General features: G+C 70.4%; 15 protein-coding genes. 9 read left to right on the top strand and 6 right to left on the bottom strand.

Annotation, left to right across the window (positions count from 1 at the left end):
• Genes dxs through ASE01_RS13425 form a run of 4 tightly spaced genes read left to right on the top strand, consistent with a single transcriptional unit; the run spans position 1 to position 5,165 of the window.
• Positions 1-1,911 carry a 1-deoxy-D-xylulose-5-phosphate synthase gene (gene dxs / locus ASE01_RS13440; protein WP_056752598.1) on the top strand — a complete coding sequence of 637 codons (1,911 nt, stop codon included), beginning with the start codon at positions 1-3 and terminating at the stop codon, positions 1,909-1,911.
• Positions 1,892-3,292: a hypothetical protein gene (locus ASE01_RS13435; protein WP_056752595.1), complete on the top strand. Its 1,401-nt coding sequence runs from the start codon at positions 1,892-1,894 to the stop codon at positions 3,290-3,292. The genes dxs and ASE01_RS13435 overlap by 20 nt, the downstream gene beginning before the upstream one ends.
• Positions 3,289-4,260 (top strand): PAC2 family protein, encoded by a 972-nt coding sequence (locus ASE01_RS13430; protein ID WP_235535994.1) that lies wholly within the window; start codon positions 3,289-3,291, stop codon positions 4,258-4,260. The genes ASE01_RS13435 and ASE01_RS13430 overlap by 4 nt, the downstream gene beginning before the upstream one ends.
• Positions 4,257-5,165: an acyl-CoA thioesterase II gene (locus ASE01_RS13425; RefSeq protein ID WP_321164125.1), complete on the top strand. Its 909-nt coding sequence runs from the start codon at positions 4,257-4,259 to the stop codon at positions 5,163-5,165. The genes ASE01_RS13430 and ASE01_RS13425 overlap by 4 nt, the downstream gene beginning before the upstream one ends.
• A gap of 2 nt (positions 5,166-5,167) precedes the next feature.
• On the opposite strand, the gene ASE01_RS13420 is transcribed toward ASE01_RS13425, so the two are convergent.
• Together ASE01_RS13420 and ASE01_RS13415 are read right to left on the bottom strand one after the other, a co-directional pair.
• Entirely contained in the window at positions 5,168-6,013 is an 846-nt protein-coding gene (locus ASE01_RS13420; RefSeq protein WP_056752591.1) for a MaoC family dehydratase, read from the bottom strand.
• A 1-nt stretch (position 6,014) separates the two neighbouring features.
• On the bottom strand, positions 6,015-7,349 hold the full coding sequence (locus ASE01_RS13415) for a 3-oxoacyl-ACP reductase (RefSeq protein WP_056752587.1): 1,335 nt from the start codon (positions 7,347-7,349) through the stop codon (positions 6,015-6,017).
• A gap of 97 nt (positions 7,350-7,446) precedes the next feature.
• On the opposite strand from ASE01_RS13415, the gene ASE01_RS13410 reads away from it, so the two are divergent.
• Positions 7,447-8,727: an acetyl-CoA C-acetyltransferase gene (locus ASE01_RS13410; RefSeq protein ID WP_056752584.1), complete on the top strand. Its 1,281-nt coding sequence runs from the start codon at positions 7,447-7,449 to the stop codon at positions 8,725-8,727.
• Between the two features lie 55 nt (positions 8,728-8,782).
• Here the strand turns inward: ASE01_RS13410 and ASE01_RS13405 are convergent, their stop codons facing one another.
• From ASE01_RS13405 to ASE01_RS13390, 4 genes are read right to left on the bottom strand one after another with little or no spacing between them, the layout of a single operon-like run.
• On the bottom strand, positions 8,783-9,706 hold the full coding sequence (locus ASE01_RS13405) for a hypothetical protein (protein ID WP_056752579.1): 924 nt from the start codon (positions 9,704-9,706) through the stop codon (positions 8,783-8,785).
• A gap of 52 nt (positions 9,707-9,758) precedes the next feature.
• A complete protein-coding gene (locus tag ASE01_RS13400; RefSeq protein ID WP_056752574.1) occupies positions 9,759-10,460 on the bottom strand; it encodes a TetR/AcrR family transcriptional regulator in 702 nt (233 codons plus the stop codon).
• A 59-nt stretch (positions 10,461-10,519) separates the two neighbouring features.
• Positions 10,520-12,037, bottom strand: coding sequence for an ATP-dependent DNA ligase (locus ASE01_RS13395; RefSeq protein ID WP_056752570.1), 1,518 nt, complete (start codon positions 12,035-12,037; stop codon positions 10,520-10,522).
• A gap of 22 nt (positions 12,038-12,059) precedes the next feature.
• Positions 12,060-12,668, bottom strand: coding sequence for a TetR/AcrR family transcriptional regulator (locus ASE01_RS13390; RefSeq protein WP_056752565.1), 609 nt, complete (start codon positions 12,666-12,668; stop codon positions 12,060-12,062).
• A gap of 88 nt (positions 12,669-12,756) precedes the next feature.
• On the opposite strand from ASE01_RS13390, the gene ASE01_RS13385 reads away from it, so the two are divergent.
• The 4 genes from ASE01_RS13385 (at position 12,757) to ASE01_RS13370 (ending at position 16,427) form a co-directional block, all read left to right on the top strand.
• Positions 12,757-13,695: a DNA-3-methyladenine glycosylase family protein gene (locus ASE01_RS13385; RefSeq protein ID WP_056752562.1), complete on the top strand. Its 939-nt coding sequence runs from the start codon at positions 12,757-12,759 to the stop codon at positions 13,693-13,695.
• 127 nt (positions 13,696-13,822) lie between these two features.
• Positions 13,823-14,734, top strand: coding sequence for an alkyl sulfatase C-terminal domain-containing protein (locus ASE01_RS13380; RefSeq protein ID WP_056752557.1), 912 nt, complete (start codon positions 13,823-13,825; stop codon positions 14,732-14,734).
• A complete protein-coding gene (locus tag ASE01_RS13375; protein ID WP_056752553.1) occupies positions 14,734-15,558 on the top strand; it encodes an MlaE family ABC transporter permease in 825 nt (274 codons plus the stop codon). Before ASE01_RS13380 ends, ASE01_RS13375 begins: the two co-directional genes overlap by 1 nt.
• The gene (locus tag ASE01_RS13370; RefSeq protein WP_235535992.1) at positions 15,558-16,427 is read left to right on the top strand and encodes an MlaE family ABC transporter permease; all 870 of its coding nucleotides are present in this window, start codon (positions 15,558-15,560) and stop codon (positions 16,425-16,427) included. Before ASE01_RS13375 ends, ASE01_RS13370 begins: the two co-directional genes overlap by 1 nt.
• The last annotated feature ends 1 nt before the right edge of the window (position 16,428 follow it).

The following is a 16,428-nucleotide window of genomic DNA, read 5'->3' as shown; positions in this document are numbered from 1 at the left end:
ATGCCGGTGCTCGACACGATCTCCACCCCGCGCGACCTGAGGGGCCTGTCCGAGGACGAGTTGACCCAGCTGGCCGCCGAGATCCGGGACCTCCTGATCCGCACGGTCGCGACCAACACCGGCCACCTCGGGCCCAACCTCGGCGTCGTCGAGCTGACCCTGGCCATCCACCGCGTGTTCGACTCGCCGCGGGACAAGGTCGTCTTCGACACCGGTCACCAGTCCTACGTCCACAAGCTCGTCACCGGCCGCGCCGCCACCTTCGGCACGCTGCGCCGCGAGGGTGGCCTCAGCGGCTACCCGAGCCAGACGGAGTCCGAGCACGACCTGGTCGAGAACTCCCACGCCTCCACGGCCCTCAGCTATGCCGACGGCCTCGCGAAGGCGTACGCGATCCGGGGCGAGGACCGCCACGTGGTCGCGGTCATCGGCGACGGCGCGCTGACCGGCGGCATGGCCTGGGAGGCGCTGAACAACATCGCGATCCAGCACGACAGCCGCCTGGTGATCGTGGTCAACGACAACGGCCGTTCCTACACGCCGACCATCGGTGGCCTGGCCACGGCGCTCACCAGCCTGCGCACCAATCCTCGCTACGAGACGGTCCTCGAGGTCGTCAAGAAGCGCCTCAACTCGGTGCCCGGTGTGGGGCCGGCGGCGTACGACGCACTGCACGCCATGAAGAAGGGCATCAAAGACGTCCTCGCGCCCCAGGGCCTCTTCGAGGACCTCGGGCTCAAGTACGTCGGCCCGGTCGACGGCCACGACCGCTCCGCCATGGAGCAGGCGCTGACCCAGGCCAAGCGTTTCGGCGGTCCGGTGATCGTGCACGCGATCACCCGCAAGGGCTTCGGCTACGACCCGGCCGAGCGGCACGAGGCCGACCAGTTCCACGCTCCGGGACCCTTCGACGTCCAGACGGGTGCCGAGAAGCCCAAGGGACCGATCTGGACCGACCACTTCGCCGACCACATCGTCCGGATCGGTGAGCGCCGTCCCGACATCGTCGGCATCACCGCCGCGATGATGCACCCGGTCGGCCTCGACAAGTTCCAGACGCGCTTTCCCGAGCGGACCTTCGACGTCGGCATCGCCGAGCAGCACGCGGCGACCTCCGCCGCGGGTCTCGCGATGGGTGGCCTGCACCCCGTCTTCGCGGTCTACGCGACGTTCCTGAACCGTGCGTTCGACCAGGTGCTGATGGACGTCGCCCTGCACCGCTGCGGTGTCACCTTCGTGCTCGACCGCTCCGGTGTCACCGGCGACGACGGTGCCAGCCACAACGGCATGTGGGACATGTCGATCCTGCAGGTCGTGCCGGGCCTCCGCCTGGCCGCGCCGCGCGACGTGACCCGGATGCGCGAGCTCCTCGACGAAGCGGTCGAGGTCGCGGACGCCCCGACCGTCGTGCGCTTCCCGAAGGGCCCGCCGCCCGAGGACATCGAGGCGATCGACACCGCCGGTGGCTGCGACGTCCTGGTGCGCGAGGGCGACCGCGACGTGCTGGTGGTCGCGGTCGGCTCCATGGCTGCCACGGCCGTCGACGTCGCCGCGCGCCTGGTCGCCCAGGGCATCGGCGTCACCGTCGTCGACCCGCGCTGGGTCAAGCCCGTCGACCCGGCGCTCGTCGAGCTCGCCCGCACCCACCGCCGCGTCGTGACCATCGAGGACAACGGCGTGATCGGCGGCGTCGGCGCCGTGCTGCTCCAGACCCTGGCCGAGGCCGGTGTGCGCACCCCCGTGCGGATCCACGGCGTGCCCCAGGACTTCCTCGACCACGCCAAGCGGGCAGCGATCCTCGAACGGATCGGCCTGACCGCATCGACGATCGCCCTGGAGGCGCTCCACGACATCACGGCGGAGACCGCCCCGGAGGACAGGTCGCTGCTTGATGTCGACAGGTCGCGCTGAGCCCCGCAACGGGCAGCGGGACTTCCGTCGCCGTTCGGGTGTGGCGGTCCTGGCACTGCTCCTGGCGCCGCTGAGCGCCTGCTCGGACGACGTGCCGCCGCCGACCTACTCGGGCGGCGGCTACGACGACGTCGCGACCTTGATGCAGAAGGCCGTCAACGCACGTGCCACCGCCCTCAGGACCGGCGACCTCGCGAAGTTCCGCCGTACCCTCGACCGCGCCGACTCCACCCTGGTCCAGGACCAGCAGACCTACTTCGACAACCTCGAGCAGCTCCCCGTCGGTGCCCTGCGGATCCAGGTCCTGGCCGACACGATCAGCCCGGTCGAGGGGACCGAGCTCGACGGCGAGCCGGAGTACTGGGCCGAGGTGAGCGTCGCCCTGCGGCTCAAGGGGTACGACGCCGCGCCGGTCATCACCCGTGACCGCTTCCTCTTCGTCTCCTCGCCGGACGGCACCCGTCTCGTGGTGGGTTCGACCACCGACTACGAGTGGGAGGCCCAGCACCCCGGCAACATGCAGCCCTGGGACCTCGGCCCTGTCCGTGTCGAGACGGTTCCCGGTGTGCTGGGGATCTTCGACGACCAGACCGATGACACCTCTGACCTCGTGCTCGACATGGTCGCCTCGGGCCGCTCGGACGTGCGGGCGGCGCTCGGTCCCGGCAGCGCGACGCGCGGTCAGGGTGTCGTGGTCTACGCCGTGAGCGACCCGGCGTTCCTCGACGGTCTCGCCGGCCAGACCGTCGGGGACCCCGACCGGGCCGATGGCCTGACGATCGCGGTGCCGGCCGATGCGGCGGACCCGAGCAGTGGCGTGGCGTCGTACCGCATCTTCCTGAACCCGCGCGTGCTCGACGAGAAGGAGTCCGTGGTCGGGCGCCTGGTGCGTCACGAGCTGACCCATGCCCTGCTCGGCGCGCGCGGTCTGGGTGCGCCGCTGTGGCTCAACGAGGGCCTGGCCGAGTTCGTCTCGGTGCAGTCGATGCCGCAGTCCCAGCGGCGACTGCCCGCCACGGCGCTCGACGTCGGTGCGACCGTGACCGACCTCCCGGGGGAGGAGCAGTTCGGCGGAGCGAGCGCCGAGGCGTGGTACGCCGTGTCGTGGTGGGTGTGCGAGTACATCGCCAGCACCTACGGAGAGCAGGTCCTGCTGTTGCTCCTTGACCGCCTGGAGGGCGGCACGGACCAGGCCGAGGCGCTGGAGAGCGTCCTCGGGATCAGCTCGGCCGAGCTCGCCCAGCGCGGAGTGGCGTTGATGGCGACCACCTATGCAGAGCCGCCCGAGCCGCCGGACCCGTACGACGGCACGACGGACGATCCGTCGAGCGACCCCTACACGGCAACGCCCGAGGACCCCGCCACTACGCTTGGTCCGTGACGTCCTCCGCTCAACCCTCCGGTTCCTGGCCGCGTCTGGTGCACATCGTGGACGAGGTGCCCGAGCTCGAGGACATCGAGTCGCTGCCCATGGTGGTGGCGCTGGAGGGATTCCTGGATGCCGGCAACGCCGGTGCCCACGCCTGTCAGCACCTCGCCCGCACCGGTGCATCGTCCGCGGACGGCGGAGGGGTGGTCGTCGCGACCTTCGACGTCGACCAGCTGCACGACTACCGCGCCCGCCGGCCCCCGATGACCTTCGCTCGCGACCACTACGAGGGCTACGAGGCTCCGCGGCTCGTGGTGCGCCTGCTCCACGACACCGGCGGGTCGCCGTACCTCCTGCTCCACGGTGCCGAGCCCGACATCCGCTGGGAGGCGTTCTGCCGCAGCGTGCTCGAGGTCGTGCAGCGCTTCGGCGTGTCCGTGGTGGTGTCCATCGGCTCGGTCCCGATGGCGGTGCCGCACACCCGCCCGATCGCGATCACCCACCACGCGAACAACCCGGAGCTGTTGACCGGCACCAGCCCGTGGCGCGGCGAGCTGCGGGTGCCGAGCAGTGCCCAGGCACTGCTCGAGGTCCGTCTCGGCGACTGGGGCCACGACGCCCAGGGCTTCGTCGCCCACGTCCCGCACTACCTCGCGCAGCTGGACTTCCCGCGCGCCTCGCAGGCGCTGCTGGAGCAGGTCGAGCTCGCCGCCCGGCTCACGATCGATCTCTCCGAGCTCGGTGTGGTCGCCGAGGAGCGGGAGGGCGAGATCGCCCGCTACCTCTCCGCCAACGACGAGGTGCAGGACGTCGTCACCGCACTTGAGCAGCAGTACGACACCTTTGCCCGTGCCGAGGCCGACGGCAGCAGCCTCCTCGCTGAGGACGAGCCGCTCCCGACCGGCGAGGAGATCGGTCAGCAGTTCGAGCAGTTCCTTGCCGGCCTCGAGGGCCCGGACGAGACCGGAGGCACCCCGTGAGCGAGCCCGAGATCGGCCGGGAGACGGACCGGGAGACGGGCCGGGAGATGGGGGAGGCGACCCGCAAGCTGGTCGACCTGCTCGACCTCGAGGAGCTGGACACCAACCTGTTCCGCGGCCAGCAGCCCGAGACCATCCGCCAGCGCGTGTACGGCGGCCAGGTGGCCGCGCAGGCGCTCATCGCGGCGTCCCGGACGGTCGAGGAGGGCTTCCAGGTGCACTCGCTGCACTCCTACTTCCTGCTCGCCGGCGACTACGACGTGCCGATCATCTACGACGTCGAGCGGATCCGCGACGGGAAGTCCTTCGCGACGCGGCGGGTCCTGGCGCGTCAGCACGGCCGGCCGATCTACTACCAGACGCTCAACTTCCAGCGCGGCGAGGAAGGTCTCGAGCACCAGGACGTCATGCCGACGGTCAAGCCGCCCGAGGACGGGCTGGACATGATGCAGCTCATGAACGAGCGCGGTTCGGACGACGGCCTCTCGAAGGAGTGGGCAGCACTCGACGTGCGGTGGCTCGGCAACTCGTCGTACGGCCTGGATCCCGACCCGATGCACCCCTCCAGGACCCAGGTCTGGATCCGGGTCGACGGTCGCCTCAGTGACGACCCGCTGGAGCACCTGGCGACCTTCACCTACGCCAGCGACGTGTCCCTGCTCGGGGCGGCGCTGGCGGCTCACCCCGACCACGGCCCGCACAAGGTGCAGATGGCCTCGCTCGACCACACGATCTGGTTCCACCGGCCGTTCCGCGCCGACGAGTGGTGGCTCTACGACCAGTGGTCACCCTCGGCCAGCGGGGGACGGGGCCTCGCCCTGGGCAGGATCTTCACCCAGGACGGGACCCTCGTCGCCACGGTTGCGCAGGAGGGCCTGATCCGGCCCCGTCGCCAGGACTCCTGAGGTCAGAACGCGGACGTGCGGCCCAGCAGGTGCGGGGCACCGGACTTCGGGTTGACCAGCGTGAAGTCGTAGCCCTCGGCTGACTTCTCGGCGCCGAACTGCGCCTTGCCGGGCAGGAAGATCGGCTTCTTGAACGCGACCTCGACCTTGACCGCGTCGGGGAGCCGGTTCTCGAGCGCCGCGATGCAGCGCGCCTTGCTCCACATGCCGTGGGCGATGTGTCGGGGGAACCCGAGCGCCTTCGCCGTCAGCGGGTGGAGGTGGATCGGGTTGCGGTCGCCGGACACGGCGCCGTAGGTGCGTCCGAGGTTGTCGGGCAGCGACCAGACCGGTCCCTTGGCCTCGACGGCAGCGAACGAGAGGCCGGCGTCGCCGTTCTCCTTGTCGCCCTTGCCGACGCGCAGGTACGTCGACACCGACTCCCACACGACCTCGTCATCGACGGTGCCGGTCACGTTCATGTCCCAGGCGCGCCCCTTGGTGCTGGCGCGCAGGTTGTCGGCGCTCAGCGACAGCGACACGCTCTCGCCGATCGCCACCGGACGGTGCTGGACGATCGTGTTCTCCAGGTGCACCGAGCCGATGGCCGGGAACGGGAACGTCGCGTCGGTCATCAGCTGCAGGTGCAGCGGGAACGCCAGCATGTGCAGGTAGGGGACCGGTGCGACGTCGCGGGTCGGGAACCCGCACACGGCGGCGTACCGGTCGACCTCCGAGCGCTCGACGAGGACGTCGGTGCGCACGAGGGTGAGGTCCGGCAGCGCCCCTCCGGTCTTCTTGATCCCGGGCAGCTGGTTCAGGCCGGGGACAGCCGGAAGGGCCGCCTTGAGCATCACGGGCAGAGCCATGTCAGGCACCCAGCATCATCTGGCCGCAGACCCGCACGACGTTGCCGTTGACGGCGGTCGAGGCGGGAGAGGCGTACCACGCGATGGTCTCGGCGACGTCGATCGGCAGACCGCCCTGCGACATGGCGTTGAGGCGCTGGCCGACCTCGCGCGTCGCGAACGGGACCGCCGCGGTCATCTGGGTGATGATGAAGCCCGGGGCGACGGCATTGATCGTGATGCCGTCCTCCAGCGTGGCCGCGAGGGAGTCCACGAAGCCGATGACACCGGCCTTGGAGGCGGCGTAGCTCGTCTGGCCGAGGTTGCCCGCGATGCCGGCGATCGAGGCGACGCCGATGATGCGGCCGTTGGCGTTGACGACCTTCTGGTCGAGCAGCTCGGCGGTGATCCGCTCCGGGGCCTCGAGGTTGATCTGCAGCACCTTGCCGAAGCGCTCAGGGGTCTGGTTCGCGAGCTTCTTGTCCAGCGTCACCCCGGCGTTGTGCACGACGATGTCGACGCCGCCGTGCTTCTCCTTGAGGTGGTGGGCGATGCGCTGTGGCGCGTCGGGCGCCGTGATGTCGAGGGTGAGCCAGTCGCCGCCGAGCTCGTTCATGACCCTGACCAGGTCGTCCGCGGCCTGCGGGACGTCGAGGCCGACAACCGTGGCGCCGTCGCGGTGCAGCACGCGGGCGATCTCCTCGCCGATGCCGCGGCTCGCGCCCGTGACGAAGGCGACCTTGCCGGCCAGGGGAGCGGTCCAGTCGGCGAGCGCCGAGCCCTTCTGCTCCTCGTGGGCGCCGATCCGCACGACCTGGCCCGAGACGTACGCCGACTTGGGGCTCAGCAGGAAGCCGAGCGTCGAGAGGACCGAGTCCTCGTAGTCCTCGGCGACGTAGACGAGCTGGACGGTGCTGCCCTTGCCGATCTCCTTGCCGAGGCTGCGGGTGAAGCCCTCCAGTGCGCGCTGGGCGATCTGCTCGCTGCCCTCGACGAGGTTCGGGGGCGTGCCGAGCACGATCACCCGGGCGCAGCCCTTCAGGCTGCGCATGACCGGTGTGAAGAACGCCTGGAGCTCGAGGAGGTCCTCGACCGAGGTGGCGCCGGTGGCGTCGAAGACCAGGCCCTTGTACTTCTGGTCGTCCTCCTGGGACGTCGCCGAGGCGATGCCCAGCAGGTCCAGCAGGCCGGGCAGGGACTCGATCAGGCGACCGCGTCCGCCGACGAGGACGGTGCCCTTCACCAGCGGGTCGCCGGCGCTGTAGCGGTCCAGCTTGGTCGGGTTGGGCAGTCCGAGGTTCTTGACGAGCAGCTTGCCGATCGGAGAGGTCACGAAGCCCTGGTACTTGTCAGTCATGGCACCATGTAACTAGATGTGTAACTCTGAGTCCACATTTCGTGATCTGGCCCTCAAACGGTTCTCCCGGGGGCAAATGGACGTGAGGATAGGAAACATGGCAAACACTGTTCGTCGGGCCGCCGTCATTGGTGGCAACCGCATCCCGTTCGCTCGCTCCAACGGGGCCTACGCAACCGCCTCCAACCAGGAGATGCTGACCGCCGCGCTCGACGGGCTCGTCGCCCGCTTCGGCCTCGAGGGCGAGCGCATCGGCGAGGTCGCCGGTGGCGCCGTGCTCAAGCACAGCCGCGACTTCAACCTGGTCCGCGAGTCGGTGCTGAGCACCCGCCTCGCGCCCGAGACCGCCGCGATCGACCTCCAGCAGGCGTGTGGCACCGGCCTCCAGGCGATCAACTACATCGCCAACAAGATCAAACTCGGCCAGATCGAGTCCGGCATCGGTGGCGGCGTGGACACCACGTCCGACGCACCGATCGCGATCTCGGAGAAGCTGCGCAAGAAGCTCATCCAGCTCAACAACGCCCGTTCGACCAAGGACCGCCTCGCGATCCTGGCGACGATCCGTCCGGGCGACGTCGGCCTCGCGATCCCGTCCAACGGCGAGCCGCGCACCAAGCTCTCGATGGGTGACCACCAGGCGCTGACCGCGCTGGAGTGGCAGATCACCCGTGAGGCCCAGGACGAGCTGGCCGTCACCTCGCACCACAACCTCGCGGCGTCCTACGACGAGGGATGGCAGGACGACCTGATCTCGCCGTTCCGCGGTCTCGAGCGCGACAACAACCTGCGCGCCGACTCCTCGCTGGAGAAGCTCGCGAAGCTCAAGCCCGTCTTCGGCAAGGGGGAGGCGGCCACGATGACCGCCGCCAACTCGACCCCACTGACCGACGGTGCCTCCGCGGTGCTGCTCGGCTCCGAGGAGTGGGCCGAGGCCCACGGGCTCGAGGTCCTGGCCTACTTCGTCGACTCCGAGGTCGCTGCGGTCGACTTCGTCAACGGCGCCGAGGGCCTGCTGATGGCTCCCGCCTACGCCGTCCCGCGGATGCTGGAGCGCAACGGCCTCACCCTGCAGGACTTCGACTACTACGAGATCCACGAGGCCTTCGCCTCGCAGGTCCTGTCCACCCTCGCTGCGTGGGAGAGCCCGGTGTTCTGCAAGGAGCGCCTCGGCCTCGACGCACCGCTCGGCTCGATCGACCGCGCCAAGCTGAACGTGAAGGGTTCCTCCCTCGCGGCGGGCCACCCGTTCTCCGCGACCGGTGGGCGGATCGTGGCCAACACGGCCAAGCTGCTCAAGGCCAACGGTGGCGGCCGGGCGCTGATCTCGGTCTGCGCCGCCGGTGGCCAGGGCGTCGTCGCGATCATGGAGCGCTGAGCACCCGACTGCTGGAACCCCGACTGCTGGAACCCCGGGACCGCCGACTGACCCGTCAGTCGGCGGTCTCGACAATTCGGAGCAGGCCGTCCCAGTCGACGAGGTCGGCGTCGAGGAGTGCGCGCCCGACGTCGTCGGGGTCCGGCAGGTCGCCCTCGCGCTGGTAGAGCGTCGCCTCGAGTCGCGTGCGTCCGATCGTGGCGACGACCTCGGTGTCGCGGCCAGGCTCCTCGACGACGACGAAACCGTCCTCGGTCTCGCTGCAGGTGCTGGTGCCGTTGTCGCAGCGGGCGTTCTCGATCTCGGCGTCGGCCTCGCTCAGCAGCGGTCCGACGTCGACGCGGATCGATGAGGTGCCGGCCGTGTCCTCGCCGTTCGCCACCAGGTCGAGCCAGTAGCCGTCGCTGTCGAGCGCCACCCGCGGCTCCTCGCTCGGGCTGAAGCCGTCGATGTCAGGGCGCAGGGGCAGCACGCCGGCTCCCTCGAGAGCTGCCCGGATGCTGGCGACCGCCCGGGCGTCCTCGAGCCGGTCAGCGGCAGTGGGCGCGAAGGCGACCGCGCAGAGGGCGAGGCTGAGGCCGACGAGGATCGACCCGGTCACGATGCCTTCACGGCCTTGGTCCTGGTTGAGCCCCAGCGCTGTCCGGGTCGCCAGCGCCGCGCTCAGGGCGGCCGCAGGGACCCCGAGACCGAGGGCGGTCGTCGTCGGGCTCGATGCCGGACCGAGGACGAGGAGTGCGATCAGGACGGTGGGGCTGAAGAAGGCCAGCGTCATCAGGGTGGTGCCGACACTGCCCGGCAGGGCCGGGGCGAGCAGGAGTCCGGACGCGACCGCGACGAGGAGCGAGGCGACCAGGCCGAGCAGGACGCCGACGTACGACGTCGCGTCGAGGGTCCAGGCGAGCGGTGCGATCAGCAGGAGTCCGCTGCCGAGAGCGACCAGGAAGCGTTCGGAGCTGGCGGCAGCGGTGTCGTTCACGACCGGATCCTGCCGCCCGACGCGTCGGGCAAACCCGTGTCGGTGACCGGGCTCAGACGCTCGCGCGGTCGGGCGACACGAGAGCGAGTGCCGAGGACACCATGTAGGCACGCACCTGGGCCGGCGAGATCTCGCCGACGGTGGGGATGCCCGGCGCGATCTCGGTGACCAGGATGCCCAGGCGGGCGAGCTGCAACGCCCCGAGCCCGCTGGCGTAGAGGGCGTTCGCGAGCAGGACCGGGTCCTCGCTCAGTGCGAAGGAACCCCGCTCGACGCCGGCCGCGAGCGCTTCGGAGAGCACGGTCAGGCACGAGGTGATGCCACGACCGAGGCGGAAGAGCGGACCCTCGGCGATCTCGTCGAGCAGCTCGTCACCCGGCCGCACCATCAGCGCCTGTGCGCAGTCGACGAAGGCAGGGTGGGCAAGCCCGTAGTCGACGAACGAGCCGACGATGGCGGCGAGCTTCTCACGGTCGTCGTCGGAGGCCGCCGAGGCGGCCACCATCGCGTCGCGCAGCTCCTCGAGGTAGCCGACCAGGGTGAGCGCGAAGAGCTCCTCCTTGCCGGTGAAGTGCCGGTAGACGATCGCGCGGTTGATCCCGACGGCCGTCGCGATCTCCTCGATCTGCACGTCCCGCACGCCCTTGGAGTCGAAGATCCCTCGGGTGGCGGCAATGATCTCGGCCTGCCGGGCGCGCCGACGGACAGCCGCCGCCTTGCGCCGGCCGTCGGTGGCCGGGGTGTTGGTCGCCATGGGGGAAGTGTACGGCTCGTGCAACTCGGTGTTGCAACATCTGTGACGAGGTCGACTCGTCAGGCGCCGGCCAGCGACCGAACCGTCGTGATCGTGTCGGCCTCAGCAGCCGTCTTGTCGTCGCGGTAGCGCAACACCCTGGCGAAACGGAGGGCAACGCCGCCCGGGTAGCGACGGGACCGCTGGAGGCCGTCGAACGCGATCTCGACGACCTGCTCGGGGCGGACGGTGACCACCCAGCCGTCGTCGGCGACCTCGAGCTCGCGGAAGCGTTCGGTCTGCCAGCGCAGCATCTCGTCGGTCATGCCCTTGAACGTCTTGCCGAGCATCGTGAACCCGGTGGGGGAGTCGGGGTCGCGTGCGCCGAGGTGGATGTTGGACAGCCAGCCGCGACGCCGCCCGGAGCCGTGCTCGACGGCCAGGACGACCAGGTCGAGGGTGTGGACCGGCTTGACCTTGACCCAGGCGGCGCCGCGTCGTCCGGCGTCGTAGGGGGCGGTGGCGTCCTTGACGACCACGCCCTCCTGACCCTCGGTCAGTGCCCGCGCGGTGAAAGCCTCTGCCTCGGCGCGGTCGGTGCCGACCCAGCGGCGCACTCGGTGCTGCTCCGGGACCACGCGTTCCAGGGCAGCCCAGCGCTCGGTGGCCGGACGGTCGAGGAGGTCGACGCCGTCGAGGTGGAGGAGGTCGAAGAAGTACGGCACGAGGACGGCCTGGCCGGCCTCGGAGGCCGTGCGGGACGCCGTCTCCTGGAAGGGGCGCGGCCGGCCGTCCTCGGCGAGCAGCAGTGCCTCGCCGTCGAGGACGGCGGTGGTCACGGGCAGCGCACGGGCGATCTCCACGACTTCGGGCACGCGGGCGGTGATGTCGTCGAGGCTGCGCGTCGCAACGACGACCCGGTCGCCGTCGCGGTGCACCTGGATGCGGATGCCGTCCAGCTTCGCGTCGACCCCGCAGGTCCCGTCGGCGCCGCCCGCCTTGTCCATCGCGGCGGGGACGTCGGGAGCCGAGGAGGCGAGCATGGGCAGCACCGGACGTCCGACGCTCAGGCCGACCGCAGCGATCGCGTCCGGGCCGTCGAAGGCCGCGTCGACGACGTACGTCGTGCCGCCGGCGAGCATCGCGGCCCTGCGGACAGCGGCGAGGGGGATCCCGGTGGCAAGGGCGAGCGCCTCGGTCGTGACGGCCTCGAGCGCACCCTGGCGGATCTCGCCGACGGCCACCGAACGGAGCCAGGCCTGCTCGGGTGCCGTCGCCCGGCCGAACAGGTCGGACGTCATCCGCGCGCGGGTCGTCGCCGAGCCCGGGCCGGAGAGGTCGGCCATGGCGGCGAAGGCGGCGTCGACCTCGGGGAGCTCGAGGGTCGCTTCGAGAGCGGGCTCCGGCAGCTCCTGGAGGCCGCGCCAGCCGAGCCCGGTGCGGCGCTGCAGCAGGCGGCCGCTCAGGTAGTGCGCGGCGAGAGTGCGTTGCCCGGGCTCGACCGCGAGGAGGAGGTCGGCCAGCAGACGGGCCTTCTCCTTGCGGGAACGCGTCGCGGCCACCGCGCCGGACGCGTCGACCAGGCTGCGCAGGAGCATCGGTGGACCTCCCGGCGATCGATCAGTGCGAGGCTTCGAGGACGGCGGCGCTGACGGCGCCGTCGATGACCTGCTCGTAGACCACGTCGAGGTCGAGCAGGCTGGCGCTGGTGCCGGACAGGTCACCGAAGTATCCGGTCACCTCGAGGGACACGAATCCGTGCAGCGACGCGAACAGCGCCATCGCCGTCTGCAGCAGACGCTCCTCGGGCAGCCCGGCCGAGCGCACCATGACGGCCAGCGCCTCGATCGCCTCGAGCGCGGCGGCGTAGAAGCCCTCGCGGTCGATCGGGGGTCGGGTCAGTGCGGCGTACCGCTGGGGGTGCGTCCTGGCGAACACCCGCAGTTCCCGGCTCAGCGCGCGCAGTCCGTCCAGGCCGGCGTGGCCCATGGCCGCGGCGCGCACGTGCTCGCCGAGCATCCGCATCGCCCGCACCTGCACGAGTGCGCGGAGGTCCTCGAGGTTGGCGACGTGGTTGTACAGCGAGGAGACCCGTGCCTCCAGCTCGGCGGCGAGCGAGGTCATCGTGAGCGCGTCGTAGCCGTCGCGGTCGACGAGGAGCTCGGCTGCCTGCAGCACGGCCTCCTGGTCGAGGCGACCGCGACGAGCGCGCGTGGTGTCGATGGTCAACGTCCCTCCGGGGAGCCTGAGGTTGGTGAAAGAGATTCGTGCCTGTGTGACAGAGCGTAGTGCAGAACGGCGCGTCTAGAGTGCTGCGATGACCACCCCGGATGCGGTTCGCGCGTGGCGGCCGGGACGCACGGTGCCCGTGGTGGCCCTGCTGCGGCAGCAGCGTCGGGGTGGGGGAGACCCGACCCACCGGCTCGAGGTCGAGGGCCACCACTGGAGAGCCAGCCGTACGCCGCAGGGGCCGGTCACCCTCGCGATCGCGCCGCAGGACAGCACGGGGACGATCCACGCCCGCGCCTGGGGGCCGGGGAGCGACTGGGCGCTCGACCAGCTCCCGGGTCTGCTGGGTGACCTCGACGACTGGAGCGGCTTCGAGCCGCGCCATCCGGTCCTGGCGGAGGCGCACCGGCGCCACCCGCACCTGCGGCTCGGCCGCACCGGACGCGTGCTGGAGGCCATCGTTCCGGCGATCATCGAGCAGAAGGTCACCGGTCAGGAGGCCTTTGCCGGATTCCGGGCCCTGGTCATGCGCCGAGGGGAGCCTGCCCCCGGCCCGGGGTCGCGGGTGCGGTTGATGCTTCCGCCCGATGCCGTGACCCTGCGCTCGATCCCGTCCTGGGAGTGGCTGGAGTTCCACATCGATCCGGCGCGTTCGCGGGCGGTGGTGACGGCCGCACGACACGCCGACGCCCTGGAGCGGGTCGCGGACGTTGTCGGATCCGAGGCCGAGAAGAGACTGCGCAGCCTGCCGGGTGTCGGCGTCTGGACCAGTGCAGAGGTGCGTCAGCGCGCACTCGGTGACCCGGACGCGGTCTCCTTCGGCGACTACCACGTCGCCAAGGACGTCGGCTGGGCGCTGACGGGGGAGATGTTCGACGACGCTCAACTGGCGGCGTACCTCCGGCCGTGGGCCGGGCAGCGCGGCCGGGTCCCGTTCCTCGTGGCCGCCGCCCGACTGCACCGTCCACGACGGGGTCCGCGGATGTCACCGCGTGAACATCTGAGGACACGTGACCTATTCGCGTGATATCTGTTACACCGAGCAACAGGCAGCCGATCGGGCTCGAACCGGCTGTGTTGCACCGCGCTGAAGGGCAGGGGTACGGATGGCAACGGTGAGGCTGGGTGCGCTTTCGCACGCCTCCCCCGGAGATGTGGCGATTTTTCTTCGCGACGTCCCGGCGGCTCCCTTCCTGGAAGCCGTCCGCTCGGCAACCGACGACGAGATCGCGGACCTCGTGGACGAGGACCGCGCCGCCGCCGTCGTCGAGGGCGTGATGGGTCGCCTCGGGGACCTGGCCGTCCCCGCCCAGCTGGCCGGCACCGACTGCACGGTGCGCTGGGAGCTCCCGGCGCCCGTCGAGGGCCACGCACGTGCGGGTACGACGGTCCGCCTCGGCGCCGATGGCGCCGTGGCCTGCGACGCCGCCGCGGACCTCGTCGTACGCGGCTCGGCAGCGCAGCTGCTGCGGTTGGTGGCCGGACAGCTCGACGTGGCCGTTGCCTACCTCGGCGCCTCCATCGCCATCGAGGGGACCGGGGCCACCGCCCTCGTGCTGGCATCGCTCTTCGCCGCCGAGGGGACGCCGCCGCTCACCGGCACGCCCGTCGATGCTCGCGACATCGACCCGCTCGACATCGCGCGGGTCCTCCACGGCGTCCCTGCCGACCATCTCCGGTCGGTCCTGGCGTCGGACTTCCGGCAGGTCATCCTCGAGGAGATCTTCGAGCGGATGCCGACCTACGTGAACGGCCGCAAGGCAGCAGGCGTCCAGATCACGGTCGGCTTCAGGTTGACCGGGCGCCCCGACGGAGAGGTGGACCGTTACGTGCTCCGACTCAGAGATGGTCAGGCGAGTGTCCTCGCCGGTCAGGCGGCCGATGCCGTCGACCGGCAGGACCGCCAGGCGACCGTGACCTGCGAGGCGGCCGACTTCCTGCGACTGGTGACGGGACACCTCAGCGTCATCACCGGCGTCCTGCGAGGGCAGTTGAAGGTGCACGGCGACAAGGTCGCCGCACTCCGGCTCAACTCGGCGTTCGACATCCCGACGGCGGCGGCCTGATGAGCGCCGTGGTCGCGGGCGGACGCAGCTTCGCCGACAACATGACCGGCCGGTTCAAGGCCGGTGTCATCACGACCGGTGAGCTGGTGAAGCTCGCCGTCGAGTCCCTCCAGTGGGGCTTCGCCGACATCCTCGCGCGCCGCTTCTCGTGGTCCGAGTTCCTGCTGCAGTGCTGGTTCATGACCCGGGTGGCGCTGCTGCCGACGATCCTGGTGTCGATCCCGTTCGGCATCATCACGTCGGTCCAGATCGGTGCCGCTGCCAACCAGATCGGTGCGCAGTCGTTCATCGGCGCGGTCAACGGCATCGGCGTCCTGCGCCAGGGCGCGCCGCTGGTCACCTCGTTGATGATCGCCGGAGCGGTCGGCTCGGCCATCTGTGCCGACCTCGGCGCACGCACCGTGCGCGAGGAGATCGACGCCCTCAAGGTCATGGGCATCTCGCCGATCCAGCGGCTGGTCGCCCCGCGCATCCTCGCGGCGCTGCTGGTCTCGATCCTGCTGACCGTCGTCGTCGCGATGACCGCGATGACGACGGCGTTCATGATCGTCGTCGGGCAGGGACAGATTTCCGCAGGCACCTATCTCGACTCGTTCGTCGGGCTGGCCCAACCAGCCGACTTCATCCTCGCCGAGCTCAAGGCCTTCATCTTCGGGTTCGTCGCGACCATCGTCGCGGCCCACAAGGGACTCAGCGCCCGAGGCGGCCCGAAGGCGGTCGCCGACGCGGTCAACCAGGCGGTGGTCCTCAGCGTGATCCTGCTCGCGGTGATCAACGTCGGTCTGACGCAGGCCTACGTGATGCTCTTCCCCGGAGGTGCCTGATGACGGAGGTCCAGCTCGGACGCAGCATGGGTTCCCGGGTCTCCGACGCCCTCGTGGGGCTCACGGACGGGGTGATGAAGAGTCTCGCCACGCTCGGGGACTTCATCACCTTTGCGATGAAGGTCTTCCGCGAGGTGCCGGCGACGATCACGATGTATCCCAAGGAGGTGCTGCGCCAGATCAAGGACATCGCCTGGGGCAGCGGTGCCCTCCTCGTCGGCGGTGGCACGGTCGGCGTGATGATCCTGCTCTCCGTCGCAGCGGGCACCTCGATCGGCATCGAGGGCTTCAACGGCCTCGAGATCGTCGGCCTGGCGCCGCTCACCGGCTTCATCTCGGCCAGCGTCAACACCCGTGAGCTCGCGCCACTGATCGCTGCGCTGGCACTCGGCGCGCAGGTCGGCTGTCGGTTCACGGCCCAGATCGGTTCGATGAAGATCCACGAGGAGGTCGACGCGCTCGAGGTGATGGCGGTCAGCGCGATGCGCTACGTCGTGACCACCCGGGTGATCGCCTGCATGGTGGCCATCCTGCCGCTGTACATGATCGGCCTGATCGGGAGCTACGCCGCATCGCAGGCCTCGGTCGTCGTCCTGTTCGGACAGTCGCCGGGCCAGTACGACCACTACTTCTCCACGTTCATCCAGGGTCGCGACATCATGTTCTCGGTCATCAAGATCCTGATCTTCGCGCTGACCGTGGCGTTGATCCACTGCTGGTACGGCATGAAGGTCGCCGGCGGACCGCAGGCGGTCGGCGAGGCGACCGGCACCGGCATCCGCGCCAGCATCGTGTCCATCGTCGTGCTCGACATGGTCCTGACCCTGATCTTCTGGGGCGGCGACCCAGGCTTCCGGATCTCGGGGTGAG

Origin of the sequence: Nocardioides sp. Root190 (genome assembly GCF_001428565.1) — a bacterium.
Lineage (GTDB): Bacteria > Actinomycetota > Actinomycetes > Propionibacteriales > Nocardioidaceae > Nocardioides.
Note: the sequence above shows the minus strand (reverse complement) of the source record. Positions and strands in the feature narration are given on the sequence as shown.

Excerpts from the sequence above, each read along its gene's own strand:
- dxs (WP_056752598.1), top strand. The coding sequence starts at position 1 with ATGCCGGTGCTCGACACGATCTCCACCCCGCGCGACCTGAGGGGCCTG.
- ASE01_RS13435 (WP_056752595.1), top strand. The coding sequence starts at position 1,892 with ATGTCGACAGGTCGCGCTGAGCCCCGCAACGGGCAGCGGGACTTCCGT.
- ASE01_RS13420 (WP_056752591.1), bottom strand. The coding sequence starts at position 6,013 with ATGGCTCTGCCCGTGATGCTCAAGGCGGCCCTTCCGGCTGTCCCCGGC.
- ASE01_RS13415 (WP_056752587.1), bottom strand. The coding sequence starts at position 7,349 with ATGACTGACAAGTACCAGGGCTTCGTGACCTCTCCGATCGGCAAGCTG.
- ASE01_RS13410 (WP_056752584.1), top strand. The coding sequence starts at position 7,447 with ATGGCAAACACTGTTCGTCGGGCCGCCGTCATTGGTGGCAACCGCATC.
- ASE01_RS13400 (WP_056752574.1), bottom strand. The coding sequence starts at position 10,460 with ATGGCGACCAACACCCCGGCCACCGACGGCCGGCGCAAGGCGGCGGCT.
- ASE01_RS13395 (WP_056752570.1), bottom strand. The coding sequence starts at position 12,037 with ATGCTCCTGCGCAGCCTGGTCGACGCGTCCGGCGCGGTGGCCGCGACG.
- ASE01_RS13385 (WP_056752562.1), top strand. The coding sequence starts at position 12,757 with ATGACCACCCCGGATGCGGTTCGCGCGTGGCGGCCGGGACGCACGGTG.
- ASE01_RS13375 (WP_056752553.1), top strand. The coding sequence starts at position 14,734 with ATGAGCGCCGTGGTCGCGGGCGGACGCAGCTTCGCCGACAACATGACC.
- ASE01_RS13370 (WP_235535992.1), top strand. The coding sequence starts at position 15,558 with ATGACGGAGGTCCAGCTCGGACGCAGCATGGGTTCCCGGGTCTCCGAC.